Source organism: Sphaerisporangium flaviroseum (assembly GCF_039537005.1).
Taxonomy (GTDB): Bacteria; Actinomycetota; Actinomycetes; order Streptosporangiales; family Streptosporangiaceae; genus Sphaerisporangium; species Sphaerisporangium flaviroseum.
On sequence record NZ_BAAAZR010000063.1, the window covers coordinates 71,437 to 91,002 of the forward strand.

The following is a 19,566-nucleotide window of genomic DNA, read 5'->3' on the forward strand; positions in this document are numbered from 1 at the left end:
TGTCGCGTGCCAGCCAACGACAGCAACCCAAAGGGCCCGAACGCCGTGACCGCCACCACCACCACGAGCCTCGCCGAGCCCCCGGTGCGGCGCCGCCAGAGCGACCACATCGACCTCTCCCAGACCCGCCACCCCGACATCGCCGACGCGTGCGCCGCGGCATGAGCCGATGACCGTTCTCGACACCCGCGCACTCAACCGCGCGACCCTCGCCCGCCAGTTACTGCTCGATCACGCCGACATGCCCGTCCTCGACGCCATCGCGCACCTGTGCGGCTTGCAAGCACAGGAACCGCAGGAACCGTTCGTCGGACTCTGGTCGCGGCTGCGCACGTTCGACCCGGCGACGCTCTCAGACCTGCTGACCCGGCGAAGCGTGGTACGGACCCACCTCATGCGCCGCACCGTCCACCTCCTCACCGCCGACGACACCCTGGCCTGGCGCGCCCGCCACGACCTCATGCTGCGCCAACGGGTACTCGGGACCTACCGCCGCGAGCTCACCGGGGTGGACCTCGACGAGCTCGCGACGGCAGGCCGGGCGGTGATGGCCGACGACGAGCCCCGCTCCATGACCGAACTCGCGCGGGCGCTGACCGAGCGCTGGCCCGCACCGGGACCGCGGCCACTGGGCGAAATGCTGATCGCCGCCCTCATCCCAATGGCACAGCTACCACCGCGCGGGCTGTGGCGCACCAGAGCCGGAGTGCGCAACGTCCTGCTCTCCTCCTGGCTGGGACGCGAGATCGACCCGCCGGCCCCGAAGGGCTCCGATCCGGTCGGCGAAGCGCTGGTACGGCGCTACCTAGCCGCGTTCGGCCCCGCCGCCACGGCCGACCTGCGCGCCTGGTGCGGCCTCGCCGGACTACCGGCAGCAGTGGCCGCGATACGCGAGGAACTGGTCACCTTCCGCGACGAGCATGGCCGGGAACTGCTGGACCTCCCCGACGCGCCGCGCCCCGACCCCGACACACCCGCCCCGGTGCGGTTCCTGCCGGCGTTCGACAACGCGCTCCTCGGCTACCACGACCGCAGCCGGATCGTCGACGACGCCCACCGCGGCCTGTCGGTCGCCGGCGCTCGCGTTGTCCTGGTCGACGGCCGGGTCGCCGCGACCTGGAGCGTCAACGCCGGCACCGTGGTCGTCACCCCGCTGCGCCGCTTCTCTCGAACCGACCGCACCACCGTGGCCGAGCAGGGGCGGGCGCTGGCCGCGTTCCTCTCCGACAACGACAGCCACCGCGTACAGATCGCCGCGTCTCCCCGCTGAGCGGCACACCCGCAAGCCACCGGCCACGCCGACAACCGGCCACGAACCGACGGACACCGCCGGCGCCTTGCGAACCGCCTCCGGCTCCCCAGTCGTTCGGATCGCGCCCGCGGTACTCCGGTTTGAGGTTCTCCTGACCCCATGATCCCGTCATCGACCGCTCCTTCATTTCAAGGTCGTGGTGGCGGCAGACGGTCACGCTCGCGTCACGGCGCCGTGGCGGGGGAGTGGACACCATGGGCGTGTGGCGACCCACCCCCTCGGACACACCGGGATCGGACACACCGGAAAGCCCTCACGGAAGGAACCGCCCATGGTGAGCAGACGACCCCTCGCCCTCCTCGGCCCGGCGCTGCTGTCGCTCACGCTGTGGCCCGGGGGAGCGGCCCAAGCCTCCGCCGATCCCGCGAGCACCCACACCGACACCGCACGGGCCCCAGCCGCGACACCCGGCGACCCCGTGGACTACCGCGAAGGCTTCACCGACGGCTACCAGGACGGCAGGAGAGACTGCGAGGTCAAAAGCCCCATCAGCAGAAGAGACATCGGCCTGCTCGAAGGGGACTACGAGATCGGATACACCGACGGCTACGACAGCGGCCGTACCGCCTGCCGGGACAGGTCCGACACACGCGACGAGGACGAGAGCTGACACGCACAACCCGGCCCCGACGCGGCACCGGTGCGGCCTTCACTGCGGTGCCGAACCCGGGGGAGTAGCCGGCAGGCGGTTCACCGGCAGCCGCTGCCCAGACGGCCTCGAACGCAGGACGATCCACGCGACGGCCGCCATCACCACCATCTCGCACCCCAACATGACCGCGTACAAGCCCGCACCCGGGGCGATGAAGCTCCCCGCCGCGATGTTGTGCCCCGCGTGCACGCCGATCGGCAACCACAGATCCCCACCCGCGATCCGGCACACCACCAGCAACCCGCCCATCACCGCCGCCTGCGCCACGTACAACACCCGCTCGGTCAGCGTCACCGCCTCGCTGTGAGACACGATGTGCAGCACCCCGAACACCAGCGAGCTGACCACCAACGCCGTACCCGGCCGCCACACCGCACTCAAGTTACGGAACAGATACCCCCGGAACCACAACTCCTCCGGCACCGCCTGCGCCAGCAGAGCCCCCGCGACCACGACCACCACCCGGTCGGCCGTCAGCCTGACCTCCCACCGCGCCGCGCCCAGCACCACGCACAACCCGTCGGCCACGACGATCACCAGGAAACCGGCGGCAAGTCCCACGAGCACCTGGGGGACAACCCTCGCAGTGAACCCCAAACCCGGCTCACCTCCCGGCCGGCGATCCACGAAACGCCGCGCACCGCCGACCAGCGACACCGCCAGCAGCGCCATCACCACGTCCACGCCCACCACGGCGGCGACCTCAGGAACGCCCGGAACCAGCCCCGCCGCCAGCGCCGCCACCATTCCCGCGACCACCGACGCCACCAGCCCGCCGACCGCCATCAGGCAGTACCACCCAGGCCTCAACCGCCCGCCGGTCGTACGGAAGATCCTCATACGCCAACGCTAGGAACAACGGCACCCCACGCGCACGCCAACACCACCAACAACGGCACTATCCGCGCACCCAACCTGCGATTTCTCCCACCATGCCCCAAACGCGACCGGGATCAGCCACCGACCTTGAACGTACTTGGCGACATCGAACGCCTCTGTTCGCCGGGGGAGAGGCTCTCCCTGAGCGTCCTTGGAATGCAGGTCCATGATCGCCACCATAGAACCTCACCAGGCCCGACCGGGGTCTCCCAGCGGGCGCGGACGCCCGCAATCTCCCTTGTTCACGGCGCACCCGGAAAGAGACCCGCCCAGAAAACACCTTTAACCGTACAGAAGCGCTATTCTGTCTGGTTTAGCATCTGACGCCTACGCCCGCCCTCGCCGACGTCCCCCGACCAAAATCGTTCACGGGTGAACGGCAGGACACCTCGGTCCATCCCGACACGACCACCCACCCCCTCCAGCAGGGGAGCATCCACGGCCCGGCCACACCACACCGCACAAGAGCGGCTTCGGGGGTCCTACATCATGCCGTTCTCCACGAACCGCTCCCACGGATACGGCCGGAGGTCCTTGGGCAGCGTGAAGTAGGGCCCCACGCCCAGGGACATCCCGATGGCGTTCAGCATCGAGTAGGTGTCGAAGGTGCTGGTCGCCAAGTTGCGGTCAAAGCCGTACAGCACCTCTCCATCGCGCACGCGGCGAAACCACTCGACCGACTTGTCCAGGGAAAGCCAATGAGCCGATGGACCCAGGGCGTCCAGAAGGTGGTAGTTCCAGACGCGTCCCTGCTGCTGGAAGACCACGTTTCCGCTGCCGCGCAGCGCAAGGAGCTCGCGCGAGGTCTCCGAGTACTCCCGGGTCTTGATGATGAAGTCGCCCAACGAGACGGCCAGCTCCGGATCGTGCTGCCAGGCCTGCCACAGTCTCACCATCGAGCTCCTCGGACGCGCCCGCGCCAGCAGCTCGGCGTCGAACGCCGAGGAGGCGGTCATGTCCACCCACCGGTTGCCGATCTCGCGGACGTCGGCCAGGTTCCGCTCAGCGCGCGGCGGCGGGAACCCCGTCATGAGGTCCAGGCTGCGTGCGGTGTCCAGCTTGGGCTGTACGGCTATGTGAGCCGAGAGGGTGTAACGCTCCTCGGGCAGGAAGCCGTTCTTCACGCCCAGCTCGTTCAGAACGCGCCCGGGGAAGGGGAACTCCACCCCATGGCATTGCACGGGCACCGAGTGGCCCTCACCGTAGACCGACCGCATCGTTGACAGCCGCCGCGCCAGCGACTCGGTCTGGTAGCCGGCATCGTCCCGCAATCTCTGGAGCATCCCCGGGTCGGCCAGGTGCTCGGCTCGTACCTCGGCGAGCCTCTCCGTCAGCTCCAGGTGGCGGATCTTCAGCACGACATCGGGATACTCTCGCGGGGTGTAGACGATCTGCTCGTTTCCCCTCCCGGTGAGCTCCAGGGTCATCCCTCGGAACGGCTGCTCCGAGGGGCCGAGGCGGAACACCTTCTCGATGCGTTCGACCCGTTCGGTCAGCGCCGATCTCAGTTCCTGCTTCGAAAGCGCTTCCATATACCTGTCACCGAGCCAGTGCTGGGCTCGGGGGTCGATCTGCGAAAGCCGCTTGGTCAGCTCCGAGAGCGCGTTGTCGCCCCGGCGAGCGTCTCGGACGGCTTCGCCGGCGCCCGGGCGCGGGGCCTGGGCGTGGCCCCCGCTCGCCGAGGACTCCTCGGTGAGGATGCGGCGGATCTCCCCGGGGCGTCGCCCTGTGAGGTCATCATGGCCGAACCGGCTCATTCGCCTGATCTGGGCGTCGGCGTGCGGCAGCGACTCGCCGGCCTGGCCGGTCCGCTCGTGGACGCGCGCCGGTGCGGCCGTCGGCTCGGCCTTCGCCGGCGGAGTGGGGGCAGGTTCGGCCGCGCGGCGCTCGGGGGCGGTCTCGGCGAGCGCGGTCCGGCGGGCCGCGTCGTCGAGGGCCGATCGCGGGCCGTTCGCTCCACCGGGCCGGCCGTCGGATTTTTCGACCAATCGCATGCCGGCCCGGGCGGAGCCTTCTGCTCCCAGGCCGACCAGGGCCATGCCGAAACCGGTCTCGGCGGCGTGCCGCCAGTCCCAACCGTGGCCGCTGACCCAGCCGGTCGTGGCGATCGCGGCGGTGCCGATGCCGCCGCCGACCACGAAGCGGCCGGCCATCCCGGCCGGGCCGGGCGATTGGAGCCATCCTGCCAGGGTGGTGAGAGCCGGAGAGCGCATGCCGAGCGCGGGGATGGCGGCATGTGCGCCGCCCATGAGCCCGCCGGCGATCCCGCCCTGCGCCATGGCGTTGAGCAGCCGGCGGGGGTCGAACCCTTCGTCCCTGGCGAGCCGGCCGATCGTGTCCAGGCCACCGGAGAAGGCCGCGCCCAGCGCGGCCTCCCTGATCACGCGCAACGCCACCCGCAGCGCCATTCCTTCAAGGCGGATGAAGGTGAGTGCCAGGCCCTGCGCCCACGCCCCGAGGGTGCTCGCGCTGGCGGCCAGCAGTATGACGAACAGCGCCGAGGCGATGCATTGGCGCTGGGAGGCGCGGACGGCGTCGGCGGATCGCTGGCAGTGCAGGGCGAGTGTTTCGCAGTGGCCGGCCAGTTGGAAGAGCACTCCGTGCTCACCGTGCACGTGGCGTGCGGTGCGGGTGAAGGCGTGGGTCGCTGGCCCGCTTCCGGAGCCGGCCACGCGGCCGGCGTGTTGCGCGACGTCATCGGCCACCGGGCCGATGACGGCCCGCATCGCGCGTGCGGTGTCGCGCAGCCGTTCGAGGCCGTCGCCGTCCCCGTCGGGCCAGGCGCATCCGATGCCCACCGATTGCAGCAGCCACAGGGCGCGCATCCACAGCGAGGGGGGTGGTGTGCTGGTCGGCAGGTTGCCGGCGGCGGCCGGTGGCCGGTAGACCGTGAAAGGGGCCGCCGGGCCGGAGTCGTGTGGGGCCGGGAGGGTTTGACCGTGTAGCGGGGCGATGCCGTCCAGGACCGTCTGCTCGGCCCGCTGGTAGCGTTCGCCTGATGTGACCAGTGCGTGGCCCATGCCGCGGAGCAGGTTGACGGCCAGGGACAGGTCGTGGATCGCGCTGTCTCGCATCGCCGCGAAGCCGGGGCTGCCTGCGTGGGCGTCTCCGTTGTAGGCGGCCCGCCCGAGTTCGTCACTGCCGAAGGGCTGGGTGCCGGTCAGGGCCATGCAGAAGTCGTCGACGCCTCGTCCCAGGCGTGGGAGGCGTCGTCGATTCCTTGCCCCGCCGCCAGCCACAGGGCGGGCCTGACATCCAACGCCGTCACCGCATCAACCCGCCCTCACCAGAATCGCGCTCGGAGCATTGTGGCATCGGACCCGGAAATCGTTCGGGTTTCGGTCGATTCGAGCCCTGGATCATTGGTCGATTCGGGCCGGGCGAAAGCCGGCGCGTGAGGACGCGTCGAGCCGGCGGGGCGGCTGTGCCGTTGGTGGCCGGTGATGTCCAGGCGTCGCGCCGCTCAGCCGGGCGCGGTGGCCCTCTCGGCGGGCACTCACCCATGTTTGATGCATAATCGCACTTATGCATCACTTACGCGGATGCCCCCCTGCCGCCACCCCGTAGAGCTCCAGTCCCTGCCACCCCTCCTACGGCACGCGTGCACCCATGACCGCCGCCACCGCCGCGCAGACACTCCTCAGCGAATGGCCGGTCGACCCCGAAGTGATCCCCGCAGACTGATCACCACGTTGACCGGCTGTACCCACGGCGTGTCAACACGCCCGCCTCCCCGGTCTCATGCATAATCACAGACACTTATGTCACGCTTCGAACCTGCTCCCCTGGCCCGGCGCGGAGGCCGCCATGGGTGACCGCGAGCCCCTGGTACTCATGCGCGTACCCGAAGCCATCGCCGAATACATGTCCTCGCTGCGGACCAAGAAACTCTCCCCGCACACCATCGCCGGATACCAGCGCGACCTGCACCTGGTGTCCCAGGCCGCCGCCGAGGTGGCCGGGACGCCGGTCAACGAGCTGGAGATCCGCCACCTGAGCGGACGCCTGGTACGCACCGCGTTCGCCGGCTTCGCCGAACCCCGCTCCCCCGCCAGCGTCAACCGGGCATGGAGCGCTTGGAACCAGTTCCTCACCTTCTGCGTCGCCGAAGGAATGCTGGAGGGCAATCCGATGGCGGCGGTCCCCCGCCCCAAACAGCCTGCCAAGGCCCCAAAGCCCCTGCTGGGCGACGGATCGGCGTCGGCGACCCTGCTGGAGCGGATCGCCGCCGGCGCCCGCAAGGCCCGCGACCCCTGGGTCGAGCGCGACCTGGTGGTCCTGGCGCTGGCGCTGGTCACCGGCATGCGCTCGGCGGAGCTGCTGAGCGTACGGCTCGGCTCGATCGGCGGCGCCCCCGGCGACCGCAGGATCCAGGTGGTCGGCAAGGGCGGCAAGACCCGCTCGCTGCCGATCGAACCGCCCATCGAGCACCTCATCGACGCCTACCTCGACAGCCGCCTGCGCCGCTTCGGCCTCGCCACGCTCCCCCGGTCGGCCGCCCTGCTGGTCGACACCCACAACGCCCCGCTGCAGCGGGGCGGGCTGCAGTACCTGGTGCGCCAGTGCTACCGGTACGCCGGCATCCATGACCGGGTACAGAAGGGCACCCTGGTGCACGCGCTGCGGCACGAGTTCGCCACCCGCCTGGCCGAACGCGGCGCTTCGGCGCACGAGCTGATGGAGCTGCTCGGTCACTCCTCCATCGTCACCGGACAGGCTTATGTCGCCTCCACCGCCCGCGAGGTGCGCAGTGCCGCACGGGGCAACCCGGCGTACGGCGTGCTGGACCGGCTACGGCCGGTCGGCGACGGTGACCACCCGGCTCAGGACCACACCCCGCCGTAGGCGCCGCGGTCTCTGGTGAACCGGCGGCACGGGTCAGGGGATGACGGCCGTCGCGGTGATCTGGACGAGCTGGCCGGTGTACCCGAGGTAGGAGACGCCCAGGCCGCGGGATCGCCCTCTCGGACGAGGGCGCCGTCAGCCATGTCGGCCCGTTCCGGGCTTGTCATGTCCTTTTCGGCCGGTTGAGGGGCCTGGCCGGTGCCGGTGGGAGGTGGAGTGGTTGCGGAAATGTCGGTGGCAGCCGGTACGGTCGGCGAGTTCCCGGCCGAGAGGACTGAGCTGATCGATGCGGCCCGCCGAGCTGAAACGACTCACCGTCGAGGAGTCCGCCGACCGTTATGTGGAGTTAGTGCGTGCGAAGACCGTGACGGGGGCGCTGTCTCCCGCGACGGCCGAGTTGTACGCGCGGGACGTGGCGACGTTCGTGAGCCTCGCCGGAGCCGGGAGGGTGCTCGACGACCTCACCGGTGAGGATGTGGACGCGGTGTTGCTGGGGTTCGCCCGCAAACCCGATGGGCGGCGCTCCTCCCCCGGTGGTGAGTCGCAGAGCGCTTCCTCGCAGTCGCGTTTCCGCCGGTCGGTGTCGGCGTTCTTCAAGTACGCGACGCTGGCCGGGTGGGTGCAGGTCAATCCGATGACGGCGGCGACGGTCATGGCCAAGGAGCGTGGTGGCCTGCGGGCCGAGCGGCGGGCCCTGACCAAGGAGCAGGCGCAGGGCCTGGTGGGGGCGGCCCGGTCGCTCACGGTGGCCGAGCCGGAGGGCGGGCGGCGTGACCAGCGCACCGAGGTGCGTGACGCGCTGATCGTGCTGTTGCTGTCGACGCTCGGTCCCCGGGTGTCGGAGCTGGTGCGGGCGAACGTCGAGGACTTCTACACCAACGACGGGGTGCGCTACTGGCGCATCTTCGGCAAGGGCGGCCGCACGCGTGATGTGCCGTTGCCGGCCGATGTGGCGGGGGTGCTCGATGTCTACCTGTCGGGCAGCCGCCCCGCCACGGCGGAGAAGGCGCTGTTGTTGTCGTGGCGGGGCAGGCGGCTGGCCAGGGGTGATGTCCAGGCGGTGATCGACCGGGTTCAGCGGCGGGTCGATCCGGCGCAGCGGCGTACGGTGACCCCTCATGGGTTGCGGCACACGACGGCCACTCACCTGCTCGCCGACGCGGTCGACATGGACGCGGTCCGCCGGGTGCTCGGGCACAGCGACCTGGCGACGCTGGGCCGTTACCGTGACGAGTTGCCGGGTGAGCTCGAGGTCGCTGTGCGCGCCCATCCCCTTCTTCGCCGTCAGGCGTCGAGCGAGTAGCCGGTCCGGTGTGCTTGGGCGGCTGCTCTCCCCCGTCGCGTTTCCTGCTGAGGTGGCTGCCCTGGTGGTTGCTGGGGTCTGAGGTTCCTATGTGTGTGTTTTCTCAACTCTGACCGCCTTTACATTGTAGATTGATACGGTGCCTCTAGCAGCCTTGGGTCAGCTCATCGGGGTGGACATCATCTGTTCGACCAGTGAGGTGGTGTGCTTGGCGTACCGGAAGAGCGGGTGGGCCAGCACCTCCCTCAGGAAGGCCAGGTCGGTGCAGAGCCCCGGTCCCCTGATCGTGAACTCCTCCAGTGCGCGGTGCGCCCGGGCGAGGGCTTGGGCGCGGGTCGGTGCCCACACCGACACCTTGGCGATCAGCGGGTCGTAGTCGGCGGTGATGCGCTGGTTCGGCGCCGCGTGGGTGTCGACGCGGGTGAACGGGCCGCCGGGTGGGATGAACTCCTCGATGATCCCGGGGGTCGGCAGGAATCCCCGTGCGGGGTCCTCCGCGTTCACGCGGCATTCGATGGAGACGCCGGAGCAGGCGATGTCCGACTGCTCGTACGACAGGCGTTGCCCGGCGGCGACGAGCAGCTGCTCGCGGACCAGGTCGATGCCGGTGACCATCTCGGTGATGGGGTGTTCGACCTGGAGCCGGCAGTTGACCTCGATGAAGTGGCAGGCGCCGTGCTCGTCCAGTACGTACTCGAATGTACCGGCCCCGACGTACCCGGCCAGCTGGGCGGCGCGCACGGTGATCTCGCCGAGGTGTTCGATCGTGGCGGTGGGCAGGTTGGGCGGTGGCGTCTCCTCGATGAGCTTCTGCCTGCGCCGCTGTACCGAGCAGTCGCGGGCGCCCAGGTGGATGACGTTGCCGTGGCCGTCGGCGAGGATCTGTACCTCGACGTGCCGGGCGGCGTCGAGGTACTTCTCCACGTACACCCGGGGGTCGCCGAACAGGGCGATCGCCTCGCGGCGGGTGGTGGCGAACGCGCGGGCGAAGTCGCCGGGTTCGTGTACGACCGTCATCGCTCGGCCGCCGCCTCCCGCCGAGGCTTTGATCACGACGGGGTAGCCGACGGCGTCGGCGGTGCGGGCGGCTTCGGTGGCGCCGGCGGCCGGGCCGGCTCCGCCGGGCAGGACGGGCAGTTTGGCTTGTAGGGCGAACTCGCGTGCCGAGACCTTGTCCCCCAGGCGTGCGATCACCGGTGCCGGGGGGCCGATCAGGGTCAGCCCGTGGGCCTGGCAGATCTCGGCGAATTCGGCGCTCTCGGAGAGGAAGCCGTAGCCGGGGTGGATCGCCTCGGCGCCGGTCTGCAGGGCGGCGGTGACGATCGCGGCGGGGTTGAGGTAGCTGTGTCTCGGGGCCGCCGGCCCGATCTGGATGGATTCGTCGGCCAGGCGTACCGCCGGGGAGTCGCGGTCCACGGTGGAGTGGGCGACGACCGTTCGGACTCCCATTTCGCGGCACGTCCGAAGCACGCGCAGGGCGATCTCGCCTCGGTTGGCGACCAGAACTGTGGTGAACATCGCGCTCCAGGCTCCAGGCTCCGGGGAAAGGGATGGGATCAGTGGCCGTCGGCGGGTACCAGGGCCAGCAGTGGTTCTTCGTATTGGACCGGTGCGCCGTCGGTGGCGACGATCTCGCTGACGCGTCCGCGGTGTTCGGCTTGGACGGCGTTCATGAGTTTCATCGCCTCGATGATCCCCACCTGCTGTCCCACCTCGACCAGGTCGCCGACCTCGACGAATGGTGGCGCCCCTGGTTCTTGGGCGCGGTAGAAGGTGCCGACCATGGGGGCGGTGAGCAGGATCGGGGCCGTGCCGGTGCTTTCTGCGGCCGGCGCCGGTTGGGTCTCGGAGGCGTGGGACTGCGTGCCGGGGGCCTGGGTGGCCGACCATTCGACGTCGATGGCCAGGGTGGCGGTGGAGACGGTGATCCTGCGTAGCGGGGCCGGGCTGGCGTGGCCGAGTTGGGTGGCGTGCCGGACGACCCAGTCCAGCACCTGTTCGCGCTCGTCCACGCGGGTGGATTCGGCTGTCATGCGGTTCCTCCTTCTAGGCGCTGACTCCGAAGTTCTAGGCGCTGACTCCGAAGTCGCGAAAGCGCCTCCTGCGGGCGGACACCAGGTCCGCCGGTTCCATCCGCGTGAGCTCGTACAGCGTCGCGGTGATGGCCTGTCGTACGAGGCGGATGGTGAGGGAGGGGTCGCGGTGGGCGCCGCCGTCGGGTTCGGGGATGACGGCGTCGATGATGCGGTGGTGTAGCAGGTCCCTTGTCGTCAGGCGCAGGGCGGCGGCGGCGCGGGGCGCGGCGGTGGCGTCGCGCCACAGGATGGCCGCGCAGCCTTCGGGGCTGATGACCGAGTAGACGGCGTTGCTCAGGGCCAGGACGCGGTCGGCCACGCCGAGGGCCAGGGCGCCGCCGCTGCCGCCTTCGCCGGTCACGACGGCGACGACCGGGACGCGGAGGCGGGACATCAGCCGCAGGTTGGCGGCGATGGCGTGGGCTTGGCCGCCTGCTTCGGCCTCGATGCCGGCGTAGGCGCCGGGGGTGTCGATGAGGGTGAGGATCGGCAGGCCGAGTTTGTCGGCCAGGCGCATCAGGCGGGCGGCCTTGCGGAATCCGGCCGGGGAGCCCATGCCGAAGTTGTGGGTGACCAGTTCGCGGGTGTCGTGGCCCTTCTGGTGGCCGATCAGCATGATCGGTACCTCGTCGAGGCGGCCGATGCCGGCGACGATGGCGGGGCAGTCTCCTGAGATGCGGTCTCCGCGTAGTTCGTGGAAGTCCTCGGTGAGGTAGCAGGCGTAGTCGAGGGTGGTGGGGCGTCCGGGGTCGCGGGCGAGGGCGACGGTGTGCCAGGCGTCGCGTTCGGGCAGGTCCTCGGGGCGGTGCACCAGGTGGGGGGCGGTGGCCCGCCATGCGTCGGGGACGGTGCGGCCGTTTTTGGCCCAGGTGGCCGTCGAGAGCAGGTGGGCGAGGGCGGGTGTGAGTTCGGCGCGTTTTCGCACGCCGTCGACCAGGCCGCCGGCGAGGAGCGTCTCGGCGGTCTGGAAGCCTTCGGGCAGGGTCTGCTTGAGGGTGCCGGCGATGACCCTGGGGCCGGCGAATCCCATGTGGGCGCCGGCCTCGGCGATGATGAGGTCGGTGAGGGTGGCGAAGGAGGCGGCGACGCCTCCGTAGGTGGGGTCGGTGATCACCGAGATGGTGAGCAGGCCGGCGTCGTCGAGGTCGGCGAGTGCCTGGCTGGTCTTGGCCATCTGCATCAGGGCGAGTGCGCCCTCCTGCATGCGGGCGCCGCCGGAGGCGGTGACGATGACCAGTGGCAGGCGTTGGGCCAGGGCGTGCTCGGCCGCGGCGGTGATGTGCTCGCCGACGGCGCAGCCGAGGCTGCCGCCCATGAATGCGAAGTCCATGACGGCGGCGACGGCGGGGTGGCCGAGGATCGCGGCGGTGCCGCAGGTGACGGCCTCGTGCAGGCCGGTGCGCAGGCGGGTCTGCTCCAGGCGGGTGCGGTAGGGCAGGGTGTCGGTGAACCGCAGCGGGTCGGCCGCGGTGGGCGCGGCGGTGATCGGGCGCATCGATCCGGGGTCCAGGAGCCGGTCCAGGCGGTCGTGGGAGCTCAGCCGGTCGTGGTGCCCGCAGCCTGGGCATACCCGCTGGTTCCTCTGGTAGTGCTCGCCGTACATCGGCCCCTCGCAGCCGGGGCAGCGGACCCACAGTGAGGAGGTGGCTGCGGTGGCGGTCACGCGGCGGCCTGCCTGGTCGCCGCGCAGCAGGCGTGTGCTCGCATGTGCGTTCCTCTCGGTGATGTGCCGGAGGTGCGTTGGTCGTTGGTACGCGCAGCGAACCTCCTGCTTCCGGAACCATGCCTTGAGGCGCTGGTCGATCGCTTGGGGGGCGATGGACGCGCGCTGGTCCGGGTGGGGTCGCGGGGCCTTGGGTGGCGCTGGACCGGTGCTGGGGCGGGGGCGTGGTGGTGCGGGGTTCTCGCCGCAACCTAACGCTGTAATGCCGAAATAAGCTGTTATTTCATATCAAAGCGGACAGGCGTCGGGCCGGGAGTGCACGGCCGCACCAGGACGTCACTATTCGGAAATCCCAGACCAGGTAAAGAATATAGTACTAGACCAGGACTTTTTCGGAGATTTTGTGCTCATGAGCCATTTTTCCGGACGTTCCGAGAAGCGGCACCATCTAAATTCGAGAAGTCCACCAGGAGTCGAGGTCACGCCGGCACCGTGCGCGGGCCATCTGGACGAGGTTGCCGATCAGCTGCGGAGATCACATGGAATTCCGGGTTCTGGGCTCGCTGCAAGTCGTCGACGACACCTCTGAATTGACACCTAGCGCGGCGAAGGTCCGAGCCGTACTGGCGATGCTCGTCCTGCGGCACAACCAGATAGTGTCCACCCGCGAGCTGATCGACGAGTTGTGGGGCGAACGCCCCCCGCCGACCGCCCTGCCCACGTTGCACACCTACGTCTACAAACTGCGCAAGATGCTCGGCACCAGCGGCCCCGCCACGGTCGTCACCAAACCCTACGGCTATCTGCTGGCCACCTCCCCCGAGACCATCGACGTCTACCGCTTCGAACGGCTGGTCGCCGACGGATGGAGCGCGCTGGAGCGCCAGGAACCCGAACACGCCACCGAGGCGCTCTCCCAGGCCCTCGCCCTGTGGCGGGGACCCGCCCTGGCCAACCTGGCCGCGGGGGAACTGCTGTCGGCGCAGATCACCCGCCTGGAGGAGAGCCGGCTGCGCGCCCTGCAGCTGCGCCTGGACGCCGACCTGCGGCTGGGCAGGCACCGCGAGCTCATCAGCGAGCTCAAGGAGCTCATCGCCACCTACCCGCTCAACGAGGACTTCTACGCCAAGCTGATGACCGCCCTGTACCAGGTGGGGCGGCGCGGCGAGGCGCTGGAGGTGTTCCAGAACCTGCGCCAGGTCCTGGTCGGCCAGCTCGGGCTGGAGCCCTCCCCCGCGCTGTGCCGCCTGCAGCAGCGCCTGCTGTCGGGCGACCCCGCCCTGGAGCAGCCGGACCTGGAGCCACGGCCGGAGGCCGCTCCCCGGGCCCCCGAGCGGGCGGGCGCCGCCAAACCGGCGCAGCTTCCCGGTGACATCGCCGACTTCGTGGGGCGCGAGCAAGTGGGCGACCAGATCGCCGCCGTCCTCTCCGGCCCCGCCGAGTCCGGCACCGCCGTACGGGTGATCTGCATCAGCGGGATGCCGGGCGTCGGCGGGACGGCGCTTGCGGTCCACACCGCCCACCGCGTCAGGGCCGGTTTCCCCGCCGGGCAGTTCTTCGCCGAGCTCGGCGGCGAGGGAGCCCCGGCCGATCCGGCCGAGGTGCTGGCCGGTTTCCTGCGGGCCGCGGGGATCACGCCGGGCGACATCCCCGCCGACCGCGACGAGCGCAGCAAGCTGTTCCGTACCTGGTGCAGCGACCGGCAGGTGCTGATCGTGCTCGACGACGCCGGCGGGGCCGCGCAGATCCAGCCGCTGCTGCCCGGGTCGGCCGGCTGCGCGGTGATCGTGACCAGCAGGTTCGGGCTGCACGGGTTCGCCGGCGCGCACATGGTCGAGCTGGACCCGCTGAGCGCCGGCGAGGGTCTGGAACTGCTCGCGAGGATCATCGGCCCGGCCCGGCTGGAGAGCGAGCGCATCGCGGCCGAGCAGATCGTGCGGCTGTGCGGGCGGCTCCCGCTGGCCCTTCGGTGCGCCGGGTCCCGGCTGGCGGCGAGCCAGGGGCTGACGCTCACCAAGTTCGCCGAGCGACTGGAGGACCCCCGCTCCCGGCTCTCGGACCTGTGCGTGGCCGACCTGGACGTGCGCACGGCGTTCCGCGGCACCTACGAGCGGCTGGCCGAGCCGGAGAGGAGCCTGTTCCGGCTCCTCGGCCTGCTGCAGACGCCGCACATCACCACCGGGCAGGCCGGCGCGCTGCTGGGCTGCGCGCCCGACCACGCCGAGCGGCTGCTGGCGCGCCTGGCCGACTGCTGCCTGCTGACCGCGCGGCCGGGGCCGCTGGGCGAGGTGCGGTACGCGATCCACGAGCTGGTCCGGCTGTACGCCAGGGAGTGCCTGGAGAGGGAGCTGGACACCTACGCGGAGCCGGTGGCCGACGGCCATGCCGGCGAGCATCGTATGGCCGAGCCCGCGAGAGGGCCCGCCGCGATACCGGCCCCGGCGGCCGGTGACGTCGAGCGCCATGGCGGCGCCGATGCCCTGGCGGGTGGCGGCCAGGACGGGTCCTATCCCCTGCCGGTGCCCTCCGCCGAGTGCGTCAACGGCGGCGCGGCCCGCGTGCTGGGCCCCTGAACGGCGGCCTTTCGTCCCCCGATTCACCGGCACTAGCGCTGCATCAGCGGTAATCCAGGCGTCCCGGACACCATGCTCCTAGCGACGAAAGGAGACTTGTGGTGCATCGGACACTAATCGTGGCGAGGATGGAACCCTCCGAGACGGAGGCGGTAGCCAAGATCTTCGCCGACTCGGACGCGAGCGACCTGCCGCATCTCATCGGAGTGTCGAGGCGCACGCTGTTCCGCTTCCACGACCTCTACTTCCACCTGGTCGAGGCCGACCAGGACATCACGCCCAACTTGTACAAGGCGCGCAGTCACCCGCTGTACGGGGAGATCAACCAGCGGCTGAGCGAGCACATCCGGCCCTACGACCCTGGCTGGCGCGAGCCCAAGGACGCCATGGCGGAGCCGTTCTACACCTGGGAGGCGGACAGCCGTGACTGAGATCCGCCTGACCAAGGTCACCGTCGACGAGGTCGCGCCCAACCGCCGCCGCGGCGGCGACATCCGCGTCCTGCTCAGCCCCAAGACCGTCGGCTCCACCTCAGGGTTCATGGGCGTCGCCTTCCTGCAGGCGGGCGAGCACTTCGTCGAGCACTACCACCCCTACTCCGAGGAGTTCATGTACGTGGTGCGCGGAACGGTCCTGGCCCGCATCGACGGGCGGCAGGAGATCACCCTGCACCCCGGCGACGGCCTGATGGTGCCCAAGACCGTCAAGCACCGCGTCGAGAACGTGGGCGCGGAGGAGGCCTGCATGGTCTTCCACGCCAGCCCGCTGGCGCCCAGGCCCGACCTCGGCCACGTGGACACCGAACCGGCAGCGAACGACGCCGCGGCAGGGAGCCCGCGGTGAACGTCGTGGACACCCGTCCGCCACACCGGCGCCGCACCCGGGCGCGACCCGGTCCGGGGCGCCGGTCCCGGACGCGCCACAACCGGGTCGTCATCACCGGGATCGGCGTCGCGGCGCCCGGCGGCATCGGGGTCAAGGCCTTCTGGGACCTGCTCACCGCCGGGCGCACCGCGACGCGCGCCATCACGCTGTTCGACGCGACCGGGTTCCGCTCCCGGATCGCCGCCGAATGCGACTTCGATCCCGGCGCGCACGGGCTGTCCCCGCAGGAGATCCGCCGCATGGACCGCGCCGCCCAGCTCGGCGTGGTCAGCGCGCGCGAGGCGCTGGCCGACAGCGGCCTGACCACGGCCGAGGTGGCGCCGGAGCGGCTCGGGGTCAGCATCGGCAGCGCGGTCGGGTGCACCATGGGCCTGGAGCAGGAGTACGTCGTCCTCAGCGACGGCGGCCGCAACTGGCTGGTCGACCCGGCCTACGGGGTGCCCCAGCTGTACGGGTACATGGTGCCGAGCACCATCGCCACCGAGATCGCCTGGGCCGGCGGGGCTGAGGGCCCGGTGGCGCTGATCTCCACCGGGTGCACCGCCGGGCTGGACTCCATCGGCCACGGCTACCAGCTGGTCCGGGAGGGCACCGCCTGCGCGGTGATCGCCGGGGCCGCCGACGCCCCGATCTCGCCGATCACCGTCGCGTGCTTCGACGCGATCAAGGCCACCTCGCCGAGCAACGACGAGCCCGAGCACGCCTCACGCCCGTTCGACCTGGACCGCAACGGGTTCGTGCTGGGCGAGGGCTCGGCGGTGCTGGTGCTGGAGGAGCGCCAGGCCGCGCTGCGGCGCGGGGCGCAGGTGTACGCCGAGATCGTCGGGTTCGCCAGCCGTAGCAACGCCTACCACATGACCGGCCTCAAACCGGACGGCCGCGAGATGGCCGAGGCCATCCGGGCCGCCCTGCGGCAGGCACGGCTGGCACCCGAGGACGTCGACTACATCAACGCCCACGGCTCGGGGACCCGGCAGAACGACCGGCACGAGACGGCGGCCTTCAAAAGCGCCCTGGGCGACCGGGCGTACCGGGTGCCGGTCAGCTCGATCAAATCCATGATCGGGCACTCGCTGGGCGCGATCGGGTCCATCGAGGTCGCCGCCTGCGCGCTGGCCATCAGGCACAACGTCGTCCCCCCGACCGCGAACCTGCACACCGCCGACCCCGAATGCGACCTCGACTACGTGCCGCGCACCGCAAGGGAGCAGCCCGTGGACGTGGTGCTGAGCGTGGGCAGCGGCTTCGGCGGGTTCCAGACGGCCATGCTGCTCGCCCGCGAACCGCAGGGGCGCGCCGGCCGGGGAGGCGACCGCCATGACTGAACGCACCCTCGCGGGGGGTGAGCGCCCCGTGGTGACGGGCATCGGCGTCGCCGCGCCCAACGGCCTGGGCACCCAGGCCTACTGGTCGGCCACGCTCGACGGCAAGAGCGGCCTGGGCAGGATCACCCGCTTCGACTCCGAGCGGTACCCGGTCCGGGTGGCAGGTGAGGTGTCGGAGTTCGACGACACCGAGCACGTGCCCAGCCGCCTTGCCGTGCAGACCGACCACTGGAGCCACCTGGGCCTGACCGCGGCCGACATGGCGCTGCGCGACGCGGGCGTCGAACCGGGCGAGCTGCCCGAGTACGCGATGGCCGTGGTCACCGCCAGCTCCTCCGGCGGCACCGAGTTCGGCCAGCGGGAGATCGAGAAGCTGTGGAGCCAGGGCTCGCAGTACGTGGGGGTCTACCAGTCCATCGCCTGGTTCTACGCCGCCACCACCGGCCAGATCTCCATCCGATACGGCATGCGCGGGCCGTGCGGGGTCATCTGTTCCGAGCAGGCCGGCGGCCTGGACGTCGTCGCGCAGGCCCGGCGGCTGCTGCGCCAGGACGCCACCGTGGTGGTCACCGGCGGCACCGACGCCTCGCTGTGCCCCTACGGGCTGGTCGCGCAGATCTCCACCGGGCTGCTCAGCACCCGCGACGATCCCGAGCGCGCCTACCTGCCCTTCGACGCCGAGGCCTGCGGTTACGTGCCGGGCGAGGGCGGGGCGATGCTGATCGTCGAAAGCCAGGCCGAGGCCCTGGCCCGGGGCGCACGGCCCTACGGCGCGATCGCGGGCTACGGCGCGACCTTCGACCCCCGCCCGGTGCAGGGCCAGGAGAGCAGGTCCAACCTGCAGCGGGCGATCACCTTGGCCCTGGAGGAGGCCAAGGTGATCCCCGACCAGGTCGACGTCGTGTTCGCCGACGCCCTGGGGGTGCCCGAGGCCGACCTGGCCGAGGCGCGGGCCATCTCTGCGGTCTTCGGGCCTTACGGCGTGCCGGTCACCGCCCCCAAGACCATGACCGGGCGGCTGTACGCCGGAGGGGCCGCCCTGGACCTGGCGACCGCGCTGCTCGCCATCCGCGACGGTGTCATCCCGCCCACCGTGGGGGTGCGCGCGACCGCGCCGGCCTACGAGCTGGACCTGGTGCGCAGCGCGGCCAGGGACGGCCCGGTGCGCAGGGCGCTGGTGCTCGCGCGCGGGCACGGCGGGTTCAACGCGGCCCTGCTCGTCACGGATCTGTAGTCAACCCGACCTCGCGACAACGGAGAGCGACATGACCACGTTCACCCTCGACGACATGAGACGCATCATGGGCGGCTGCGCGGGAGTGCCCGACACCGTCGACCTGGCCGACGACATCGGCGAGGTGTCGTTCGTCGAACTCGGCTACGACTCCCTGGCCGTGCTGGAGATGGCCGCGCGGATCCAGCAGCAGATCGGCGTCCGGATCCCCGACGACGCCGTCGATGAGATGAAGACCCCGCAGGCCGCGGTCGACTACGTCAACCGCCGGCTCGCCGCCTGACACCCGGAGGAACGCCACCATGGCAGGACACGCCGACAACGAGATCATCATCGCCAGTCCCATCGACCTTCTGTGGAACATGACCAACGACGTGCGGTCATGGCCCACGCTGTTCAGCGAGTACTCGGCGGCCGAGATCCTGGAGGAGCGCGGGCCGACCACCCGGTTCCGGCTCACCATGCATCCCGACGCCGACGGCAACGAGTGGAGCTGGGTGTCCGAGCGCACCCCCGACCCGGCCACAAGGACGGTGCGCGCCCACCGGGTCGAGCCGGGCTGGTTCAAGTACATGCACCTGTTCTGGGAGTACACCCAGGTGCCCGACGCGGTGCGGATGCGCTGGATCCAGGACTTCGAGATGAAGCCGGACGCGCCGCTCAGCGACAAGCAGATGACCAAGCGGCTCAACGACAACACCGTGATCCAGATGAACCGGATCCGGCAGATCGTCGAGGAGGCCGCCGACAAGTCCCCCGTCCGGACGTGAGCGTCCGGGCCACCTGTACGTCCGGGCCGACTCCGCCCGGGCCCCGGCCG

The 19,566-nt window shown here is 70.8% G+C and carries 17 protein-coding genes; 12 read left to right on the forward strand and 5 right to left on the reverse strand.

Features of this window, described 5'->3' with window-relative positions:
* Positions 1-6 precede the first annotated feature (6 nt).
* From ABD810_RS39550 to ABD810_RS39560, 3 genes are all read left to right on the forward strand, one after another.
* Entirely contained in the window at positions 7-165 is a 159-nt protein-coding gene (locus ABD810_RS39550; RefSeq protein ID WP_344953183.1) for a hypothetical protein, read from the forward strand.
* Between the two features lie 4 nt (positions 166-169).
* Positions 170-1,270, forward strand: coding sequence for a winged helix DNA-binding domain-containing protein (locus ABD810_RS39555; RefSeq protein WP_344953185.1), 1,101 nt, complete (start codon positions 170-172; stop codon positions 1,268-1,270).
* A 313-nt stretch (positions 1,271-1,583) separates the two neighbouring features.
* The gene (locus ABD810_RS39560) at positions 1,584-1,922 is read left to right on the forward strand and encodes a hypothetical protein (RefSeq protein WP_344953187.1); all 339 of its coding nucleotides are present in this window, start codon (positions 1,584-1,586) and stop codon (positions 1,920-1,922) included.
* A 39-nt stretch (positions 1,923-1,961) separates the two neighbouring features.
* On the opposite strand, the gene ABD810_RS39565 is transcribed toward ABD810_RS39560, so the two are convergent.
* Positions 1,962-2,804, reverse strand: coding sequence for a CPBP family intramembrane glutamic endopeptidase (locus ABD810_RS39565; RefSeq protein ID WP_344953189.1), 843 nt, complete (start codon positions 2,802-2,804; stop codon positions 1,962-1,964).
* A 521-nt stretch (positions 2,805-3,325) separates the two neighbouring features.
* Positions 3,326-6,013 carry a WXG100-like domain-containing protein gene (locus ABD810_RS39570; RefSeq protein WP_344953191.1) on the reverse strand — a complete coding sequence of 896 codons (2,688 nt, stop codon included), beginning with the start codon at positions 6,011-6,013 and terminating at the stop codon, positions 3,326-3,328.
* 637 nt (positions 6,014-6,650) lie between these two features.
* On the opposite strand from ABD810_RS39570, the gene ABD810_RS39575 reads away from it, so the two are divergent.
* Together ABD810_RS39575 and ABD810_RS39580 are read left to right on the forward strand one after the other, a co-directional pair.
* Positions 6,651-7,688 carry a tyrosine-type recombinase/integrase gene (locus ABD810_RS39575; protein WP_344953193.1) on the forward strand — a complete coding sequence of 346 codons (1,038 nt, stop codon included), beginning with the start codon at positions 6,651-6,653 and terminating at the stop codon, positions 7,686-7,688.
* 286 nt (positions 7,689-7,974) lie between these two features.
* Positions 7,975-8,991 carry a tyrosine-type recombinase/integrase gene (locus ABD810_RS39580; protein WP_344953195.1) on the forward strand — a complete coding sequence of 339 codons (1,017 nt, stop codon included), beginning with the start codon at positions 7,975-7,977 and terminating at the stop codon, positions 8,989-8,991.
* Between the two features lie 159 nt (positions 8,992-9,150).
* Here the strand turns inward: ABD810_RS39580 and ABD810_RS39585 are convergent, their stop codons facing one another.
* From ABD810_RS39585 to ABD810_RS39595, 3 genes are read right to left on the reverse strand one after another with little or no spacing between them, the layout of a single operon-like run.
* Entirely contained in the window at positions 9,151-10,509 is a 1,359-nt protein-coding gene (locus tag ABD810_RS39585) for an acetyl-CoA carboxylase biotin carboxylase subunit (protein ID WP_344953198.1), read from the reverse strand.
* Positions 10,510-10,547: 38 nt separating this feature from the next.
* Positions 10,548-11,024 carry an acetyl-CoA carboxylase biotin carboxyl carrier protein gene (locus tag ABD810_RS39590; RefSeq protein ID WP_344953200.1) on the reverse strand — a complete coding sequence of 159 codons (477 nt, stop codon included), beginning with the start codon at positions 11,022-11,024 and terminating at the stop codon, positions 10,548-10,550.
* A gap of 34 nt (positions 11,025-11,058) precedes the next feature.
* The gene (locus ABD810_RS39595) at positions 11,059-12,729 is read right to left on the reverse strand and encodes an acetyl-CoA carboxylase carboxyltransferase subunit alpha (RefSeq protein WP_344953202.1); all 1,671 of its coding nucleotides are present in this window, start codon (positions 12,727-12,729) and stop codon (positions 11,059-11,061) included.
* A 539-nt stretch (positions 12,730-13,268) separates the two neighbouring features.
* Between ABD810_RS39595 and ABD810_RS39600 the strand changes: the two genes are divergently transcribed.
* From ABD810_RS39600 to ABD810_RS39630, 7 genes are all read left to right on the forward strand, one after another.
* Positions 13,269-15,302 (forward strand): AfsR/SARP family transcriptional regulator, encoded by a 2,034-nt coding sequence (locus ABD810_RS39600; protein ID WP_344953204.1) that lies wholly within the window; start codon positions 13,269-13,271, stop codon positions 15,300-15,302.
* Between the two features lie 101 nt (positions 15,303-15,403).
* Entirely contained in the window at positions 15,404-15,733 is a 330-nt protein-coding gene (locus tag ABD810_RS39605) for a TcmI family type II polyketide cyclase (RefSeq protein WP_344953206.1), read from the forward strand.
* The gene (locus tag ABD810_RS39610; protein ID WP_344953208.1) at positions 15,726-16,145 is read left to right on the forward strand and encodes a cupin domain-containing protein; all 420 of its coding nucleotides are present in this window, start codon (positions 15,726-15,728) and stop codon (positions 16,143-16,145) included. Before ABD810_RS39605 ends, ABD810_RS39610 begins: the two co-directional genes overlap by 8 nt.
* Positions 16,142-17,512, forward strand: a complete 1,371-nt coding sequence (locus ABD810_RS39615; protein ID WP_344953210.1) for a beta-ketoacyl-[acyl-carrier-protein] synthase family protein — start codon at positions 16,142-16,144, stop codon at positions 17,510-17,512. Before ABD810_RS39610 ends, ABD810_RS39615 begins: the two co-directional genes overlap by 4 nt.
* Positions 17,505-18,746: a ketosynthase chain-length factor gene (locus ABD810_RS39620; protein WP_344953212.1), complete on the forward strand. Its 1,242-nt coding sequence runs from the start codon at positions 17,505-17,507 to the stop codon at positions 18,744-18,746. The genes ABD810_RS39615 and ABD810_RS39620 overlap by 8 nt, the downstream gene beginning before the upstream one ends.
* 31 nt (positions 18,747-18,777) lie before the next feature.
* Positions 18,778-19,029, forward strand: coding sequence for an acyl carrier protein (locus ABD810_RS39625; RefSeq protein WP_344953214.1), 252 nt, complete (start codon positions 18,778-18,780; stop codon positions 19,027-19,029).
* 19 nt (positions 19,030-19,048) lie between these two features.
* A complete protein-coding gene (locus ABD810_RS39630; RefSeq protein WP_344953216.1) occupies positions 19,049-19,516 on the forward strand; it encodes an SRPBCC family protein in 468 nt (155 codons plus the stop codon).
* Positions 19,517-19,566: the final 50 nt, after the last annotated feature.